The 17069-nt window shown below is 64.8% G+C and carries 18 protein-coding genes and 1 riboswitch; of the genes, 8 read left to right on the forward strand and 10 right to left on the reverse strand.

Annotated elements, in window-relative coordinates; translation table 11 throughout:
* Positions 1–106 precede the first annotated feature (106 nt).
* The 3 genes from ABI582_RS21210 (at position 107) to ABI582_RS21220 (ending at position 3118) form a co-directional block, all read left to right on the forward strand.
* Entirely contained in the window at positions 107–799 is a 693-nt protein-coding gene (locus ABI582_RS21210; protein WP_442120197.1) for a response regulator transcription factor, read from the forward strand.
* Positions 799–2145, forward strand: a complete 1347-nt coding sequence (locus tag ABI582_RS21215) for a HAMP domain-containing sensor histidine kinase (protein ID WP_442120198.1) — start codon at positions 799–801, stop codon at positions 2143–2145. The genes ABI582_RS21210 and ABI582_RS21215 overlap by 1 nt, the downstream gene beginning before the upstream one ends.
* A gap of 82 nt (positions 2146–2227) precedes the next feature.
* Entirely contained in the window at positions 2228–3118 is an 891-nt protein-coding gene (locus ABI582_RS21220) for an alpha/beta hydrolase (protein ID WP_442120199.1), read from the forward strand.
* 38 nt (positions 3119–3156) lie between these two features.
* On the opposite strand, the gene ABI582_RS21225 is transcribed toward ABI582_RS21220, so the two are convergent.
* Positions 3157–4143, reverse strand: a complete 987-nt coding sequence (locus tag ABI582_RS21225; RefSeq protein WP_442120200.1) for a zeta toxin family protein — start codon at positions 4141–4143, stop codon at positions 3157–3159.
* 95 nt (positions 4144–4238) lie between these two features.
* Complete coding sequence (locus ABI582_RS21230; RefSeq protein ID WP_442120201.1) at positions 4239–5465, reverse strand: RtcB family protein; 1227 nt, start codon at positions 5463–5465, stop codon at positions 4239–4241.
* A 70-nt stretch (positions 5466–5535) separates the two neighbouring features.
* Positions 5536–5677: riboswitch (FMN riboswitch) on the forward strand.
* Between the two features lie 80 nt (positions 5678–5757).
* Here ABI582_RS21230 and ribB point away from each other — a divergent pair.
* From ribB to ABI582_RS21255, 5 genes are all read left to right on the forward strand, one after another.
* Positions 5758–6408: a 3,4-dihydroxy-2-butanone-4-phosphate synthase gene (gene ribB / locus ABI582_RS21235; protein WP_019472349.1), complete on the forward strand. Its 651-nt coding sequence runs from the start codon at positions 5758–5760 to the stop codon at positions 6406–6408.
* Positions 6409–6539: 131 nt separating this feature from the next.
* Positions 6540–6782 carry an exodeoxyribonuclease VII small subunit gene (locus ABI582_RS21240; RefSeq protein ID WP_003255380.1) on the forward strand — a complete coding sequence of 81 codons (243 nt, stop codon included), beginning with the start codon at positions 6540–6542 and terminating at the stop codon, positions 6780–6782.
* Positions 6779–7666 (forward strand): (2E,6E)-farnesyl diphosphate synthase, encoded by an 888-nt coding sequence (gene ispA, locus ABI582_RS21245; RefSeq protein ID WP_442120202.1) that lies wholly within the window; start codon positions 6779–6781, stop codon positions 7664–7666. The genes ABI582_RS21240 and ispA overlap by 4 nt, the downstream gene beginning before the upstream one ends.
* A gap of 176 nt (positions 7667–7842) precedes the next feature.
* A complete protein-coding gene (gene dxs / locus ABI582_RS21250; RefSeq protein ID WP_442120203.1) occupies positions 7843–9738 on the forward strand; it encodes a 1-deoxy-D-xylulose-5-phosphate synthase in 1896 nt (631 codons plus the stop codon).
* Between the two features lie 122 nt (positions 9739–9860).
* Positions 9861–11732, forward strand: coding sequence for a TonB-dependent receptor domain-containing protein (locus ABI582_RS21255; RefSeq protein ID WP_442120204.1), 1872 nt, complete (start codon positions 9861–9863; stop codon positions 11730–11732).
* On the opposite strand, the gene ABI582_RS21260 is transcribed toward ABI582_RS21255, so the two are convergent.
* The 8 genes from ABI582_RS21260 to ribH form a co-directional block, all read right to left on the reverse strand.
* Positions 11710–12522 carry a cobalamin-binding protein gene (locus tag ABI582_RS21260; protein ID WP_442120205.1) on the reverse strand — a complete coding sequence of 271 codons (813 nt, stop codon included), beginning with the start codon at positions 12520–12522 and terminating at the stop codon, positions 11710–11712. The two genes, ABI582_RS21255 and ABI582_RS21260, sit on opposite strands and share 23 nt — an antisense overlap.
* Complete coding sequence (locus ABI582_RS21265; protein WP_442120206.1) at positions 12522–12941, reverse strand: MFS transporter; 420 nt, start codon at positions 12939–12941, stop codon at positions 12522–12524. The genes ABI582_RS21260 and ABI582_RS21265 overlap by 1 nt, the downstream gene beginning before the upstream one ends.
* The gene (ribA, locus tag ABI582_RS21270) at positions 12938–13555 is read right to left on the reverse strand and encodes a GTP cyclohydrolase II (protein ID WP_016484701.1); all 618 of its coding nucleotides are present in this window, start codon (positions 13553–13555) and stop codon (positions 12938–12940) included. The genes ABI582_RS21265 and ribA overlap by 4 nt, the downstream gene beginning before the upstream one ends.
* A 244-nt stretch (positions 13556–13799) precedes the next feature.
* A complete protein-coding gene (locus tag ABI582_RS21275; protein WP_338745940.1) occupies positions 13800–14543 on the reverse strand; it encodes a substrate-binding periplasmic protein in 744 nt (247 codons plus the stop codon).
* A gap of 15 nt (positions 14544–14558) precedes the next feature.
* On the reverse strand, positions 14559–15062 hold the full coding sequence (locus tag ABI582_RS21280; protein ID WP_442120207.1) for a phosphatidylglycerophosphatase A family protein: 504 nt from the start codon (positions 15060–15062) through the stop codon (positions 14559–14561).
* Positions 15059–16027, reverse strand: coding sequence for a thiamine-phosphate kinase (gene thiL / locus ABI582_RS21285; protein ID WP_063424852.1), 969 nt, complete (start codon positions 16025–16027; stop codon positions 15059–15061). The genes ABI582_RS21280 and thiL overlap by 4 nt, the downstream gene beginning before the upstream one ends.
* A gap of 18 nt (positions 16028–16045) precedes the next feature.
* The gene (nusB, locus tag ABI582_RS21290) at positions 16046–16546 is read right to left on the reverse strand and encodes a transcription antitermination factor NusB (protein WP_016497782.1); all 501 of its coding nucleotides are present in this window, start codon (positions 16544–16546) and stop codon (positions 16046–16048) included.
* Positions 16543–17019 (reverse strand): 6,7-dimethyl-8-ribityllumazine synthase, encoded by a 477-nt coding sequence (gene ribH, locus ABI582_RS21295; protein WP_003255395.1) that lies wholly within the window; start codon positions 17017–17019, stop codon positions 16543–16545. Before ribH ends, nusB begins: the two co-directional genes overlap by 4 nt.
* Between the last annotated feature and the right edge of the window lie 50 nt (positions 17020–17069).

Raw genomic sequence — 17069 nt, forward strand, 5'->3', positions numbered from 1 at the left:
ACGGGGGCGCAGCAGGATTAACCTTCTTAACACACCCAGGCGTTGCCCTCGCCTGCTGGCAATGGGATGATTCGTAACTGATACAGGTTCTCATTCAAGGCTCGCCGTGCCCACCTCACTTCTCCTCGCCGAAGACGACGCAAGCCTGCGTCAGGACCTGGAACGCCATTTCCTCAAACGCGGTTTCCGGGTGCACGCCTGCGCCACGGGCACCCAGGCCCTGGACGCGATTCGGCAATCACCGTTCGAACTGGTGTTGCTGGACATCATGCTGCCGGGTATCGATGGCCTCAGCCTGCTCGACGAGTTGCGCCGGCAGCAGGCGGTGCCGGTCATGCTGATGTCGGCGCTGGGCGCCGAGCAGGACCGCATCAGTGGCTTTACCCGTGGTGCCGACGACTACCTGCCCAAGCCCTTCAGCCTGGCGGAGCTGGACGCACGGGTCGATGCCTTGCTGCGGCGCGTGGCATTTGATCGCGGCACGGCGCTGCGTGCCGACGTCGGCGAAGTGATGCTGGACCACGACCGCCAGGACGTTATCCACAACGGCAATGCCGCTGGCCTCACCGCATCCGAATTCCGCTTGCTGATGACGCTGCGGGCGCACCCCGGCGAAGCCTTGAGCAAACCCTTCCTGTACCAGACCGTGCTGCACCGGGCCTATACCCGCCTGGACCGGGGCCTGGATGTGCATGTGTGCAACCTGCGCCGCAAACTGGCCGACATCAATGCCCAGCATCTGCAGATCCAGGCCGTGCGCGGGCAGGGGTACATCCTGGTCGACACGGAACAGCCCTGATGCGGCGCCACCCGTTGCTGTGGAAACTGGCGGTCCTGCAGGTCAGCTTCTGCCTGCTGCTGATCTGGCTGATCTGGACCTGGGGCCTGTCCGTGGAGCGCAGCACCTATTTTCTGTCCCGGGCCGACCAGGATTACCTGGCGCGCTATGCGCAACAAGCTGAAGACGCCTGGAACCAGGGCGGTGCAGTAGGCGCCGAGGCCTGGCGCAGGCAACTGGAACAGGCCGAGGACACCTGGGTGGCGGTGATCGGCCCGCACCTGCAAAGCCTCGGCACCACGCCGCTGAGCGCCGAGGAGGCCAGCCACCTGACCTTCATGCGCAAACTGGACTGGCCCATGAGCCGGCGCCTGCAGGATGAGCTGCCCTACGTCAGCATCGAGTTCCCGCAACACCCCGAGCGCGGCCGCCTGGTGCTGCAACTGCCCGAACGCCTGCTGCCCACCGGCCTGACGCCGTGGACCCATGTGATCACCCACGGCGTTGCACCTGCACTGCTCGCCCTACTGCTGGGCCTGGCGTTGTACCGGCACTTGGTAGTGCCGCTGAACCGCCTGCGCGACCGCGCCGACGCCCTGCGTGCCGATGACCTGGACAGCCCCGCCCTGCCCCTGCTGGCACGCCGTGACGAACTGGGTGAACTGGCACAGGCCTTCGAGCACATGGCCGGGCGCCTGCGCCAGAGCCTGGAGCAACAGCGCATGCTGCTGCGCACGCTGTCTCACGAGCTGCGCACGCCCCTGGCACGCTTGCGCATCGCCCATGACAGCGATTTGCCGCCGGTGCAGTTGCGCGAGCGCCTGGACCGTGAAGTCGCCGACATGCAGAAACTGCTGGAAGACACGCTGGACCTGGCCTGGATGGACACCGAACAGCCCAGCTTGCCGACCGAGCCGATACTGATGGTTTCCGTATGGGAAGCACTGTGCCAGGACGTCTGCTTCGAAAGTGGCTGGGACCGCGCACGCCTGCCGTGTTCGCTTGGCACCGATTGCCTGGTACAGGCCCATCTGGACAGCCTGGCCCAGGCCCTGGAAAACCTGATGCGCAATGCCATTCGCCACTCGCCGGCCGAGGGCCGGGTCAGCCTGGAGGGCTGGCGTGAAGGCGACTGCTGGCACCTGCGCCTGAGCGACCAGGGCCCCGGCGTACCTGACGCCGACCTTGAACGCATCTTCAAGCCTTACCAGCGCCTGGCCGACAGCGGCGCGGGTTTCGGCCTGGGGTTGGCCATCGCCCGACGCGCCATCGAGCTGCAAGGCGGCCGCTTGTGGGCCAGCAATGGCCACCCTGGGCTGCGCCTGCACTTGACCTTGCCGATGGCCAAGGACTGTTTAGAAAGTTAATGCGCTTTACGCTCAATCAGGACTGATTATCATCTGGGCGTTCCAGCCTTGCGTTCTTCGCAAAGCCCTGACGAGACGCCTGATGAGCAAGATGACCCTGACGCTGGCTTTGGCACTGGCCCTTGCAGCCCCCGTTGCCCTGGCACAGCCCGAGCGCAACCAGAAGATGGACACCTCGCTGCTGCAGCGTCAGGACCTGGCCTACCGCTTCACCCAGCTCGACCTGGACTCGGCCGATGGCCAGCGTCATTACCGTTTGTGGGTCGGTACACCGAACCGCCCGGCGCCAGCATCGGGGTACCCGGTACTGTGGATGCTCGACGGCAATGCTGCGCTTGGCGCGCTGGACAGCCAGCAACTGGCCAAGCTTGCCGCCGGCCAGGCGCCCTTGCTGGTAGCCGTGGGTTACCAGACCGAGCAGCGTATCGAGCGGGCTGGGCGGACTTATGACTACACCCCAGCGTTGCCTGGGCAGGCCGAGCAGCGTGACCCGCTGACCGGCCAGCCCAGTGGCGGCGTGGATGCATTTCTGGACCTGCTGACCGAGCGCATGCGGCCGATGGTGGCCGGGCTGGCCCCCATCGACCTGCAGCGACAGACGCTGTGGGGCCATTCCTACGGCGGGCTGGCCGTGCTGCATGCGCTGTTCACCCGGCCCGGGGCGTTCAGTGACTATGCCGCGGCGAGCCCTTCGCTGTGGTGGCATGACGGGGCAATCGTGCATGAGGCGCAGGGGCTTGAACAACGCTTGGGCAACACCCCGGCGCGGCTGCTACTGATGCGCGGCAGCGAGGAGCCTGCCAACCCCAGGGCGCAGGTAAAGGGCGATGTCGAGAGACCTGCGCGCGAACTGGCAGCGGACCTGGCCAAGGTAAAAGGCCTGCAGGTGCGTTTCGAACGGTTCGAGGGGCTGGACCATGGGCAAATGCTGGGGGCATCGTTGAAGACGGTGGTCGAGCAGCTGGCCAGATAACGCCCTGTTCGCCTCGGGCCTGCTGCGCCCTCTTATCATCAGGGGTAGGTGTACTTGAGCAGGTACTGGCTCAGGTCGCGGAAGGCATCCCTGGAAATTCGGGGTACCAGCTCGGTGCTCCGGCCAAGGGTCTTGCAGCAGGCCATGACCATCTGTTGGCGCACCGGCTCATCAAGCATGCCGGCATGCACGACCTGGAAGAATTGCAGGTAGGCCCCAGAATCGCTGCCTTCAGGGCTGCGCCGGATTTCAACCGGTGTGTCATGGTAAGGCGCCCGGAAAAACGGCTGGCCATCGTAGTCCGGCTGCGGGGTCAGCACGCCAGGGGCATCACAGGTGCTGTGGCACAGCACCTTGCTCTGCTGATCCGTTTCGAAACCACGTTCATAAAGCGTGACCTGCGAGCCAGGGGCCTGCGTGCAGGCGTGTTCGAAAGCGTTCAGGATCTTTTTCGCATTCGCCTGTGAGGCCTGGATCTGCGACAACGCCACGAATCGCTCGATTTCGCCCTTGGCGACGCTCTTCACACCGCGGTCGAGGGTCGCCCAATGGCTGAATTCCACCTTGCAGGCGATCATGTGAATCTCGAAGCGGTAACCCGCCTCTACGGCCGCAGGCGGGAAGCTGGCGAATGCTTCGTCGTCCAGTGCCGTTTCCATGATGATGTTGTAGCGGTTGGCGAAGGCGTACCCAAAAACTTTGCCGCTCAGTGCCCTGATGAAGGCTTCGGTGTGCTCGTATACGTGCAGCACACCGTGCTCGCTCATTTCGGTGTAGTGCGGGTGCAGTTTGCGAAATTCTGGCAGGTAAAGCCGCACATGGTTCTGGTAGCGCTCGCTGGGCAGCAACTGCTTCTCCAGCAGGTAGGTCTTGCCTGACCCTTGCGCACCGGCAACGATGAGCATGTTCGGGGTTGGGTCACTTTCAGGCCCATCAGCTTCGCGCGCTTTGTCGAACAGTGCATGGTCGAGCTGGGCGAAGGCATCATCGACGTCGCTGTCGGTGAACGGGTAAAGCGTGGCCATATCTGCAATCCTCAGGTGTCTGCCCCAAGTGGGCTGCGCGACACTCTAGGAATTCCCCCGGCGCACTGTGTGGTAGTTAGTTAAAGGACTGCTCGCTACCCCTTCACACACACAACCTGGCGCAGGGTATGAACCACCTCTACAAGCGCCTGCTGGGCACGCATCACCGCGTCGATGTCTTTGTACGCCATCGGGATCTCGTCGATGACGTCCTTGTCCTTGCGGCACTCCACATGCGCCGTGGCCCGCCGTTGGTCCTCGACGGTAAAGCGGCTTTTGGCCTTGGTCCGGCTCATCACCCGGCCGGCGCCATGGCTGCACGAACAGAACGACTCCTCGTTGCCCAGCCCACGCACGATGAAGCTCTTGGCCCCCATCGAGCCCGGGATGATGCCCAGCTGCCCCTTCTGTGCCGACACCGCCCCTTTGCGCGTGACCAGCACTTCGCGGCCAAAATGCTGCTCACGCTGTACATAGTTGTGGTGGCAGTTCACCGCTTCCAGGCTGGCCTCGAACGGTTTGCCCAGCGCCTTGCGAGCAGCGCCGACCACGGCCAGCATCATCAGCTCGCGGTTCTGCCGGGCATACTCCTGCGCCCACTCCACCGCTTCGACATAGTCGGCGAAATGGCGGCTGCCTTCTTCGAAGTACGCCAGGTCCTTGTCCGGCAGGTTGGCCAGGTGCTGGCGCATATCGGCCTGGGCCAGCTCGATAAACAGGTTGCCGATGGCATTGCCCACACCGCGCGAGCCGCTGTGCAGCATGAACCAGACGCGGTCGGCTTCATCCAGGCACACCTCGATGAAGTGATTGCCACCACCCAGGGTACCCAGGTGGTGGCGGTTATTGGTCTTCTCCAGCCGCGGGTATTTGTCGGTAATGGCCTTGAAGCGCCCGGCCAGCTGGCCCCAGGCCTTGTCAGTCTTGGCCGGCACATCGGCCCAGGCGCCCTGGTCACGTTTGCCGAAGCTCTTGCCATGCGGCACCGCCTGCTCGATTGCACTGCGCAGGCCATGCAGGTTGTCTGGCAGGTCACGGGCGTGCAGCGAGGTGCGCGCGGCGATCATGCCGCAGCCGATGTCCACGCCAACCGCAGCGGGGATGATCGCCCCGACGGTGGGGATGACGCTGCCGATGGTCGAGCCCTTGCCCAGGTGCACGTCGGGCATCACCGCCAGGTGCTTGAAGATGAACGGCATCCTGGCCGTGTTCAGCAGTTGTTGGCGGGCCTCGTCTTCGACCGGCACGCCATCGGTCCACAGCTTGACCGGCTTGCCACCGGCGACCTGGATAATATCCATGGGCTTGTTCCTCGAATGCATGACGGCATGATACCGCCAAAGGTCGTAGAGCCGTGGGTTGCCAGCGGGGTGGCAAGGTGCTGTATGCTTGGGCGGTCTTCAGGGCGGGGTGCAAGTCCCCACCGGCGGTAAATCGAAAGATGAGCCCGCGAGCGCCCCGTCCATGCCGGGGGTCAGCAGATCTGGTGCAACTCCAGAGCCGACGGTCATAGTCCGGATGAAAGAAGGCGTCAGGCAGGGGCCATCCGGGCGCCCCTGCGCGCGCATTTTGTTCGCCCCGAGACGTTCATCGATCATTCACGAGGAGCGTTTCATGTCCACCCGTAACCACCCGCAATTCCCCGCTGTTTCCGCCGCCATCGCCGCCTTCCAGGCCGGGCGCCCTGTGCTGCTGCTTGACGATGACGACCGCGAGGACGAAGCGGACATCATTGCGGCGGCCGAGAACATTACGTTGCAAACCATGGCCATGATGATTCGCGACTGCAGCGGCATCGTCTGCCTGTGCCTGGACGAAGCCACCGTCGACGCACTGCAACTGGCGCCGATGGTGCAGAACAACCAGGCCCGTCATGGCACCGGCTTCACGGTCACCATCGAGGCCGCAGAAGGCATCACCACCGGGGTTTCTGCCCAGGACCGCATCACCACCATTGCCGCGGCACTGCGCTCCAGCGCCGAACAGCGTCATATCGTCAGCCCGGGGCATGTGTTCCCGCTGCGCGCCCGCAATGGCGGGGTGCTGACCCGCCGTGGGCACACCGAAGGCTCGGTGGACCTGGCGCGCCTGGCCGGCCTGCGCCCGGCGGCGGTGCTGTGCGAGCTGATGAACCCCGATGGCAGCATGGCCCGTGGCGAGCAGGTGGCGGTGTATGCGCGGCAGTACAACTTGCCGGTGCTGACCATCGAGGAGCTGGCGCGGTACCGCGAGGCGATGCTGGAACGGGAAGCAGAGCCGGCCTGATCCACCGAACAGGGCCGCTTTGCGGCCCTTTTGGAAGCGGCCTGTATCAGCCGGGCAGCTGTCGGAAGTTTGCTCCCCCCGCCCCGCTCTGCTAGTGTCGCGCCGTTCTGAATGCCACCGAGAAAGTCGCCATGGCCCGCAAAAAAGCCTCCCTCGATTTCGAGCAATCCCTCGCAGACCTGCAAGCACTGGTCGAGCGCCTGGAGAACGGCGAGTTGTCGCTGGAAGAGTCGCTGGCCGCCTTCGAGCAAGGCATCGCCCTGACCCGTGATTGCCAGGGTGCCCTGGCCCAGGCCGAACAGAAGGTACAAATCCTCCTGGAACGCGACGGCGAACTGGCCGCGCAGCCCTTCGACGCGGAGCCGGAAGCATGATCGGCACCTACCAGGCCAGTTGCCAGGCTCGGGTCGACGCAGCCCTCGAACCGCTGTTCGTTGCCCCGTCCAAAGAGCTGGAACGCCTGTACGCCGCCATGCGCTACAGCGTGATGAACGGCGGCAAGCGCGTACGCCCGCTGCTGGCCTACGCGGCCTGCGAAGCCTTGGGCGCCCCGGCCGAACAGGCCAACGGCGCGGCCTGCGCGGTCGAACTGATCCACGCCTACTCGCTGGTGCATGACGACCTGCCAGCCATGGACGACGACGACCTGCGTCGCGGCCAACCCACTACCCACAAAGCATTTGACGAAGCCTGCGCCATCCTCGCTGGCGACGGTTTGCAGAGCCTGGCGTTCAGTGCCCTGCTCGACCCAGGCCTGAGCCCGCAGGCCGACAGCATTCGCCTGGCCATGGTCCAGGCCCTGGCCAAGGCTGCCGGCCCGGCAGGCATGGTCGGCGGCCAGGCCATCGACCTCGGTTCGGTAGGCCTGAAGCTGGACCAGCAGGCACTGGAGTTCATGCACCGGCACAAGACCGGCGCGCTGATCGAAGCCAGCGTACGCCTCGGCGCCCTGGCCAGCGCCCGTGCCGAACAGGCGCAGCTGGATGCCCTGCAGGTTTATGCACAGGCCATCGGCCTGGCATTCCAGGTGCAGGACGACATCCTCGACGTGGAGAGCGACACCGCCACCCTGGGCAAACGCCAGGGTGCCGATATAGCGCGTGACAAACCGACCTACCCGGCCCTGCTGGGCCTGGAAGCGGCCAAGGCCTATGCAATCGAACTGCGCGACCAGGCGCTGGTCGCACTGCAAGGGTTCGGTGAAACGGCCGAGCCGCTGCGGGCCTTGGCGCGTTACATTGTCGAACGCCGTAACTGAGCAGCTACACCATTCCCTGTGGGAGCGGGTTGACCCGCGAATGCGATGTTGAATTTACGGACGCATTCGCGGGTAAACCCGCTCCCACAGGGGCCGCGTAACCTGTGGTCGAATGGGCACTTTTCCCACAATGGGGTAAACTGCCGCGTCTTCACACACCTATAACGACTCGCCTGATGCCCACGACGTTTCAAGAGATCCCCCGCGAACGCCCGGTCACGCCGTTGCTCGACCGCGCTGACACGCCTGCCGGCCTGCGCCGGCTGGCCGAAGCCGACCTGGAGACCCTGGCCGACGAACTGCGCCAGGAACTGCTCTACACCGTGGGACAGACCGGTGGGCATTTTGGCGCCGGTCTGGGCGTGATCGAGCTGACCATCGCCCTGCACTACGTGTTCGACACCCCGGACGACCGGCTGGTGTGGGACGTGGGCCACCAGGCCTACCCGCACAAGATCCTCACCGGGCGCCGTAACCGCATGCTCAGCCTGCGCCAGAAGGACGGCATCGCCGCCTTCCCGCGCCGCAGCGAGAGCGAGTACGACACCTTTGGCGTCGGCCACTCCAGCACCTCGATCAGCGCCGCACTGGGCATGGCCATTGCCGCCCGTCTGCAGAACAGCGCACGCAAGTCGATTGCGGTGATCGGGGACGGTGCGCTGACCGCCGGCATGGCCTTCGAGGCGTTGAACCACGCCCAGGAAGTCAACGCCGACATGCTGGTGATCCTCAACGACAACGACATGTCGATTTCGCGCAATGTCGGCGGCCTGTCCAACTACCTGGCCAAGATCCTCTCCAGCCGCACCTACGCGAGCATGCGCGAAGGCAGCAAGAAAGTGCTGTCGCGCCTGCCAGGCGCCTGGGAAATCGCCCGCCGCACCGAGGAATACGCCAAGGGCATGCTGGTGCCGGGCACGCTGTTCGAAGAACTGGGCTGGAACTACATCGGCCCCATCGACGGCCACGACCTGCCGACCATGATCGCCACCCTGCGCAACATGCGTGACCTGAAGGGCCCGCAGTTCCTGCACGTGGTGACCAAGAAGGGCAAGGGCTTCGCCCCGGCCGAGGTAGACCCGATCGGCTACCACGCCATCACCAAGCTGGAGCCGGCCGACAAGCCTGCCGCGCCGAAGAAAGTCAGCGGCCCGAAATACTCTGCCGTGTTCGGCCAGTGGCTGTGCGACATGGCCGCCGCCGACAACCGCCTGGTGGGCATTACCCCGGCGATGAAGGAAGGCTCCGACCTGGTCGACTTCAGCGAGCGCTACCCGGAGCGCTACTTCGACGTGGCGATCGCCGAGCAGCACGCCGTCACCCTGGCGGCCGGCATGGCCTGCGAGGGTAGCAAGCCGGTGGTGGCGATCTACTCCACGTTCCTGCAGCGTGCCTACGACCAGCTGATCCACGACGTGGCGGTGCAGAACCTCGATGTGCTGTTTGCCATCGACCGCGCCGGCCTCGTTGGCGAAGACGGCCCGACCCATGCGGGCAGCTACGACCTGTCGTACCTGCGCTGCATCCCGGGCATGCTGGTGATGACCCCGAGCGACGAGAACGAGCTGCGCAAGATGCTCAGCACCGGCCACCTGTACAACGGCCCGGCAGCCGTGCGCTACCCGCGTGGCACCGGCCCGAATGCGCCGATCAGCGGCGACCTGGAGCCACTGGAGATCGGCAAGGGCGTAATTCGCCGCCAAGGCGAGAACGTCGCCCTGCTGGTGTTTGGCGTGCAGCTGGCCGAGGCCATGCAGGTGGCCGAGCAGATCAACGCCACGGTGGTCGACATGCGCTTCGTCAAGCCGCTGGACGAGGCCCTGGTGCTGGAACTGGCTGGCAGCCACGCGCTGCTGGTGACCATTGAAGAAAACGCCATCATGGGTGGCGCGGGTGCTGCGGTGGGTGAGTTCCTGGCCAGCCAGGCAGTGCTCAAGCCGCTGCTGCACCTGGGCTTGCCCGACATCTACGTCGAGCATGCCAAGCCTGCGCAGATGCTGGCTGAGTGCGGGCTGGATGCGGCCGGGATCGAGGCTTCGGTAAAAGCCCGCATGGCCAAGCTCGGCTTGTAATACCTGGGGCCGCTCTGCGGCCCATCGCGACACAAGGCCGCTCCTACACAGGAACGCGCATTCCTGTAGGAGCGGCCTTGTGTCGCGATCGAGGGCGCAGCCCTCGCAAAATGGTACTGCCCATGAAAGCCCCAACTTTTGCCACCCTGCTCTGCCTCCCCCTCCCGCTGCTGGCCGCTGAGCGCGACGACGCCCTCAAGCTCCCCGACGTGCTCATAAGCGCTAGCCGCCAGGTCGAATCGCGCACCGCCACCAGTGCTGCCAATACCGTCTTCACCCGCACCGACATCGACCGCCTGCAACCCACCAGCGTCACCGACCTGCTCAGCCGCGTGCCTGGCGTGCAAGTGGCGCCTACCGGTGGCCGTGGCAGCCTGCCCGGCATCTTCATCCGCGGCACCAAGGCCGCACAAAGCCTGGTACTGGTGGATGGCGTGCGCATTGCCAACGCCACCTCCGGCGACAGCGGCCTGCAGTTTCTCGACGTTGACCAGATCGAGCGGGTGGAAGTGCTGCGCGGCTCGCGCTCGGCGGTGTACGGCAGCGATGCCATTGGCGGAGTGATCCAGATCTTTACCCGCCGCAGCAGCGGGCCCGGCCTGCAACCACGCCTGCGCCTGGCGGCGGGCAGCAACCAGACGTTCCAACGCAGCTTGGAGCTTTCAGGCGGGGATGGCGCAACCCGCTTCAACCTGGGCGCCAGCCTGGATGAAACGGCCGGCATCGACTCGACCGGGCCGTCCTTCGCCAGCGATGGCGACCACGACGCTTACCGCAACAAGGCATTCAACCTGAGCCTGAGCCACACCTTCGGTGAGCGCTTCGAGGCCGGGCTGAACCTGCTCGACAGCCGTGGCCGCAGTGAGTACGACAACCCGTTCGGCGGCTTCGACCCGGTCACCTTCGAAAGCTTCGGCCAACAACCCTACACCGATTTCAGCGTTAGCAGCCTGGGCAGCTACTTCGATGCCCAGCTCACCGACGCCTGGCATTCGCGGCTGGAACTGGCCCACAGCGAGAACCGCGACGACAAGCGCGACAAGCTCAGCGCCGAACGCTTCGTGTTCAACACCTACCGTGATCAGGTCACCTGGCAGAACGACCTGGCCCTGGGCGAGCGACACAGCGTGTTGCTGGGTGGCGACTGGTACGAAGACCGCGTGCACGCCAGCACCGACTTCACCGAAGACAGCCGCTGGAACCGCGCCGTCTTCGTCCAGCACCGCTACCAGGGCGAGCAGTTTTCCACCGAAGTAGGCGTGCGCCATGACCGTAACCAGCAGTTCGGCGGCCAGACCACCTGGAGCGGCAGCCTGACCGTACCGTTGAACGCACAGAATGATGTGCTGCTGTCCTACAGCGAAGGCTTTCGGGCGCCAACCTTCAACGACCTGTATTACCCCCAGTTCAGCAACCCGGACCTGAACCCCGAGCACTCCAGAAGCTACGAGCTGCAATGGCGCAGCCAGCTGACTGCGGACAGCCGCCTGGAAGCCTCGCTGTACCGCACCGACCTGCACGATGCGATCGTGTTCGGCCAGGACTCGATACCCCGCAACGTCGCCTCGGCCCGTATCAACGGCTTCGAAATGGCCTTGGCGCAACAATGGGGCGCTTGGCACAGCCAACTGGGCCTGGCACTGATCGACCCTCGTGACCGTGACAGCGGCCACACCCTCGCCCGCCGTGCACGCCGCACGTTGAGCCTGGACCTGGACCGTGAACTCGGGCGTTTCACCGTGGGCGCAGGCTGGCAAGCGGTCAGCGGCAGCTACGACGATGAGGCCAACCGCAACCACATCGGCGGCTATGGCCTGCTCGGTTTGCGCGGTAGCTGGGCAGCCACTGACGAACTGAAACTGGAAGCGAAGCTGGATAACCTGCTGGACCACACTCACAGCCGTGCCCTGTACAGCTACGAGGGTGCCTACCACCCCTACCGCGAAGAAGGCCGCACGCTGTTGTTCAGCGTTACCTGGACGCCGGCGCTTTAGCCGCGAGCAACGCGCACAAACGGGCGGTGGCTTCGATCATCTGCCCACTGGGCCGCTCAATACCTTTGTCGGGTACCACCAGCAAACCGCCATCGGCAACCGCACGTAGTTGCGGCCAGGCCTTCCAGCTGGCCAGTTGCGCCTGATCGCCCGCCAGGATGACCTGTGGATTGCGCAGCAGCACAGACTCCACATTCACCTGCGGTGCCGGCTGGCTGAGGTCGGCGAACACATTGCGCGCCCCGCACACGGCCAAGGCATCGCTCACCACCTGCCGGCCACCCAGGGTGTACAACGGCTGGTCCCATACCTGGTAGAACACCTGCAATGGCTCGTCACGCCGGTACTGCTCACGTAACTGCTGCAGCCGCTCTCGCAGGGCCTTAGCGTACTGATGGCCTTGTTCGGCACGGCCAATACGCTCGGCGATGGCTTCGATGTGCGCGATCAACTGGTCGATATCATGGGGTTCTGCACTGAAGGTGGCGATGCCCAGGCGCTTGAGCTGGTCACGCTGGGCAGGTGGCACGCTGCCCGGCCACAGCAGCAACAGCTCGGGGCGCAGGCTGAGCAGGCGCTCCATGTTCAGTTGCCCTTGGCGCCCAACCGAGGGCAGGTCGCGCAGCGCTGCCGGCCGCTCGCCACCGTCGAGCACCCCCACCAGCAGGTCATCGGCCCGCAGTTCGAGCATGATTTCAGTCATCGAGGGCGCCAGGCTGACCACCCGCAGGGGGTCAGCGGCCAGCGCGGTGCAGGCGAACAGCGCAAGCAGGCCTGGCAGCAGGCGCATCAGCCGAGCTGGCGTGGAATGCGATAGAGGTACAGCACCACCACGGTAGACAGTGCCAGCAGGATTTGCGGCACCGCCTCAAGGCCGACCAGCACCGACAATGCGGCAACCCAGGCCGGGAAGCACGCGTAGAGCATGGCCATGCGCCGTACCCGGGCCAGTTCGATCCAGGCAGCGGGCTCTTCGCCCGTGCCGAGCACCTTGGAGGTGGCGATCAGTACGCGCTTGTAGGCGCCGAAGCGCGGCAAGCTGAGGAACATGGTCGCCGCACCGGCGATGAACAGTGGCATGGCCAGCACCGGGATCAGCGCGTCACCACCACCAAAGGCCCAGGCCATGACCGGCAGCGGCACCAGGCCCATCGCCAGGTACTGCCACCAGGCCAGTGCCAGGCGCCGCTTGACCTGGGCGCGGGTCACGCCTGGGGCACCTCGCCCTGGTGTTCATTGCCCAGCATGTGGCCGAGTTTGCCGGCCTTGGTCGCCAGGTAGTAACGGTTGTGCGGGTTGTGGCCGGTGTGCAGCGGCACACGTTCGGCAACCACGATGTTCATGTCGGTCAGGGCTTTGACCTTGCGCGGGTTATTGGTCATCAGGCGCAGGGCTTTCACGCCCAAGTGCTCCAGCATCGGCAAGCAGATGGCGTAGTCGCGCTGGTCGGCGGCAAAGCCCAGGCGTTCATTGGCTTCGACGGTATCGGCGCCACCATCCTGCAGCTCGTAGGCGCGGATCTTGTTCAACAGGCCGATGCCACGGCCTTCCTGACGCAGATACAGCAGTACCCCACGGCCTTCACGGGCGATGGCCTGCAGCGCGGCTTCCAACTGCGAACCGCAGTCGCAGCGCTGGCTGAACAAGGCATCGCCGGTCAGGCACTCGGAGTGCAGGCGCCCCAGCACCGGCTGGCCGTCCGCAATGTCACCCAGGCTGAGCACTACGTGCTCGCGGCCAGTGGCTTCGTCGAGGAAGCCATGCATGGTGAAGGTCGCGAATGGCGTCGGGAGTTTAGAGGCGGCAACAAAGACGACGGGCACGTTGTGCTCCTGGAATAAGTTGGAAATTTCTCGTGGGCCGATTGTATCAGCCGGTTGCAGGCTGTGGGCGGGCTGAATACCGCGGGTTAAGATCGAAAAGTTCGATGCTTAGCAGCGCGGGCTTGGCAGGCTCTCTGTTGGAGCGGGTTTACCCGCGAAGCAGACAACGCGGTGCCTGGCACCGGCTCCGCCGGTGTTCGCGGGTAAACCCGCTCCTACAGGGACCGCGCAAGCCCTCTGAATGCTAATGCGGGCGGCTATCAGGGCCGAAAGGATACGGCTGTTTCCAGTGCTCGAAAATCGGCTTGAGCTCGCCGCTGCGCACCAGTTCGTCCATGCGCTTGTCGAACAGGTCACACAGCGCCTTGGCCTGGCCGTTGCGCGCAAACGCCAGGTACAGCGGCAACTCGGCCACATGGGTACGACGAAAGCGCTCGGGCTGGGATGACTGGCTCAGGACATAATCGACTTCGGTCTGTGCATCGATGTAGAAGTCCACCCGGTCATGCTCGAGCATCGGCAGAATGCCTTCGCGGCGCTGAATTTCACGGTATTCATGCACATCTGGCAGGTAGCTGCCGTAGTCGTAGCCGCGCACCCAGGCCAGGCGATACTTGCCCACATTCTGTGCAGTAGGCGCAGGTTTGCTGGCCAGCCCCAGGGCGTAGATGTGGTCCATGTCGAAGTGCCAGCGCGGGTACAGGTTGTCGTCGTTCTCTTGCTTGTACGAGCCCACCCAGGCATCGGCTTCGCCCCGTTTGACCAGCCCGACTGCACGGCTGTAGGGCGCGCTCTGCGCCACCACCTTGACCCCTGCCGGCTCGAACACCTTGCGCAGTACGTCCCAGGCCACCCCGGTACCGTCAGCGTTGGTGTAATCGAGCCACTCTTCACTGACCAGGTGGATCTGCTTTGGCACGCCTTCAGCAGCTGCCACCCATGGGGCAACGCTCAGCAGCATTGCCAACAGCAACGTCCTTATGGCCATTCACGCGCTCCCTGTTCAGGCAACCGCCCACACCAGAATCTGCATGCCCAGCCAGGCAAACACGCCGGCCAGGATATCGTCGAGCATGATGCCGACGCCCCCGTGCACATGGCGGTCGATCCAGCGGATCGGCCATGGCTTGAGGATGTCGAAGAAGCGGAACATCAGGAACCCTGCCAGCAGCCACTGCCAGCCTTCTGGCACCAGCCAGAGGGTGATCCACATGCCGACGATCTCATCCCAGACAATGCCTTCATGGTCGTGTACGCGCAAGTCATTGGCGACTTTGCCGCACAACCAGAAGCCAAACAGCATGCTCACGCCCAGCAACAGCCAGTAGCCCCAGTCCGGCAGCATCTGCCACAACGGGATGAACGGTATGGCCACCAGCGAGCCCCAGGTACCCGGGGCCTTGGGCAAGGTGCCAGAACCAAAGCCAAACGCGATGAAGTGCCACGGGTTGCGCCAGACCGAAGGCGGAACAAACTCCGCAGGCACCTGATTGGGGTGATCGGTCACGGTGTCTCCCTAAAGTGTTGATAGCCCCGCTGAACGGGGGTGATGTCCCGGCCCTGCGCGTCGCGCAAGGTCACGCCCTGCCCTTCGAGCACACGGCCAATGGTATGCACCTCGACCAGGCCGAGGTCAGCCAGGGGCGCCAGCGCCTCAGGCGGCAGCGTGAAGGCCAGCACGTAATCGTCGCCACCGGCGAGGGCGGCCTGCACGGCAGCCTCGCGCCCGAGGAACGCCTCTACAGCAGGAGACACTGGCACCTGGGCCAGGTTCACCTCCAGCGCAACGCCGGACGCCTTGGCGATGTGCCCGCAATCTGCGAGCAGGCCGTCGGAGATGTCCAGCGCCGCCGTGGCCCGGCCACGCAGCAGCGTGCCGAGGGTGAGCTGCGGCATTGGCGACCAGTAATGGGCCAGCAGCGGCTCGGCCTGCTCGGCCGGCGCCTCACGCTCGCCCAGCACCAGCGGCAGCGCGCCGGCCGCCTTGCCCAGCACACCGCCGACGCACAGCAGGTCGCCTGGCCGTGCACCGCTACGGCGCAACGCCTGGCCTGCCGGCACGCGGCCAAACACGGTGACGGTGATGCTCAGCGGGCCCCGGGTAGTGTCACCCCCGATCAGGCTCATGCGGCAACGGTGGGCCATGCGGCTGAGGCCGTCGGCATACGCCGCCAGCCAGTCAGGGCCAACGTCAGGCAGGGTCAGGGCGAGGGTGAAGCCGATCGCGGTCGCGCCCATGGCGGCCAGGTCACTGGCGGCCACGGCCAACGAACGCTGGCCAAGCAGCAGCGGATCGCAGACAGCGGGAAAATGCACCCCGGCGACCAGGGTGTCGGTCGACACCGCCAGTTGCTCACCGGGGGGAAGGGCTAGCAGGGCGCAGTCGTCGCCGATACCCAGGGCCACGCCCTCGCCGCCCTGCGCACAAGGCGCGGCGGCGAAGTAATGGTTGATCAGCTCGAACTCACCCATGGCTCTACAGCGCCAGAATCAGCGCTTGTTCGCCTTGACTTCGGCTTCACGCAGCGACGGTGCCAGCTTGTCCAGCACGCCGTTGACAAACTTGTGGCCGTCGGTGGCACCGAAGACCTTGGCCAGCTCGACACCTTCGTTGATCACCACGCGGTATGGTACGTCGACGCGCTTGATGAACTCCCAGGTGGACAGACGCAGCACAGCCAGCTCGACCGGGTCGAGCTCTTCCAGCGTCATGGTCATGCAAGGCACCAGCGCCTTGTCGATTTCGCCCTTGATTGCCGGAACCCCATGCAGGATTTCACGGAAATAGGCACCGTCGACATCGGTGAAATCGTTATCCACCCGGAACTGCGCTTCGATCTCGTTCAGCGAATGCTGCGCCATGTGCCACTGGTACAGTGCCTGGGTCGCGAGCTTGCGGGCTTCGCGGCGCTTGGCGCTTTTCGAGGGCTTGCCGGCATCCGCAGGTTTTGGATCGCGCGGGTTGAAACGATCGCTTTCGTCGCTAATCACTTGGCCTCCAACTGCGCCAGCAGGCTGACCATTTCCAGTGCGGACAGGGCAGCTTCAGCACCTTTGTTGCCGGCTTTGGTGCCGGAACGCTCGATGGCTTGTTCGATGGAATCGACGGTCAGTACGCCGAAGGCCACCGGAACACCGAACTCCATGGACACCTGGGCCAGGCCCTTGGTGCATTCGCCCGCCACGTATTCGAAGTGCGGGGTACCACCACGGATCACGGCGCCCAGGGCGATGATCGCGTCGTAGGCGCCTTGCTGGGCGACCTTTTGTGCTACCAGCGGGATTTCAAATGCGCCCGGGGCACGGATGATGGTGATGTCGCTTTCGCTGACACCGTGGCGTACCAGGGCATCAACGGCACCGCTTACCAGGCTTTCAACGACGAAGCTGTTGAAGCGGCCAACCACCAAAGCATAGCGACCTTTGGGGGCGATGAAGGTACCTTCGATGGTCTTCAGGGTCATTCCGATATTCTCATCTTCAAGAGCGAGGCCGCATACAAGCGGCCTCGACA

Origin of the sequence: Pseudomonas sp. SAS7 (assembly GCF_052112345.1) — a bacterium.
Classification (GTDB): domain Bacteria; phylum Pseudomonadota; class Gammaproteobacteria; order Pseudomonadales; family Pseudomonadaceae; genus Aquipseudomonas; species Aquipseudomonas putida_Q.

What these genes read in the sequence shown, in the direction of transcription:
- ABI582_RS21215 (WP_442120198.1), top strand. Translation starts at nt 799, where the DNA reads ATGCGGCGCCACCCGTTGCTGTGGAAACTGGCGGTCCTGCAGGTCAGC.
- ABI582_RS21220 (WP_442120199.1), top strand. Translation starts at nt 2,228, where the DNA reads ATGAGCAAGATGACCCTGACGCTGGCTTTGGCACTGGCCCTTGCAGCC.
- ABI582_RS21225 (WP_442120200.1), bottom strand. Translation starts at nt 4,143, where the DNA reads ATGGCCACGCTTTACCCGTTCACCGACAGCGACGTCGATGATGCCTTC.
- ABI582_RS21230 (WP_442120201.1), bottom strand. Translation starts at nt 5,465, where the DNA reads ATGCATTCGAGGAACAAGCCCATGGATATTATCCAGGTCGCCGGTGGC.
- ribB (WP_019472349.1), top strand. Translation starts at nt 5,758, where the DNA reads ATGTCCACCCGTAACCACCCGCAATTCCCCGCTGTTTCCGCCGCCATC.
- ABI582_RS21240 (WP_003255380.1), top strand. Translation starts at nt 6,540, where the DNA reads ATGGCCCGCAAAAAAGCCTCCCTCGATTTCGAGCAATCCCTCGCAGAC.
- ispA (WP_442120202.1), top strand. Translation starts at nt 6,779, where the DNA reads ATGATCGGCACCTACCAGGCCAGTTGCCAGGCTCGGGTCGACGCAGCC.
- dxs (WP_442120203.1), top strand. Translation starts at nt 7,843, where the DNA reads ATGCCCACGACGTTTCAAGAGATCCCCCGCGAACGCCCGGTCACGCCG.
- ABI582_RS21255 (WP_442120204.1), top strand. Translation starts at nt 9,861, where the DNA reads ATGAAAGCCCCAACTTTTGCCACCCTGCTCTGCCTCCCCCTCCCGCTG.
- ABI582_RS21260 (WP_442120205.1), bottom strand. Translation starts at nt 12,522, where the DNA reads ATGCGCCTGCTGCCAGGCCTGCTTGCGCTGTTCGCCTGCACCGCGCTG.
- ABI582_RS21275 (WP_338745940.1), bottom strand. Translation starts at nt 14,543, where the DNA reads ATGGCCATAAGGACGTTGCTGTTGGCAATGCTGCTGAGCGTTGCCCCA.
- thiL (WP_063424852.1), bottom strand. Translation starts at nt 16,027, where the DNA reads ATGGGTGAGTTCGAGCTGATCAACCATTACTTCGCCGCCGCGCCTTGT.
- ribH (WP_003255395.1), bottom strand. Translation starts at nt 17,019, where the DNA reads ATGACCCTGAAGACCATCGAAGGTACCTTCATCGCCCCCAAAGGTCGC.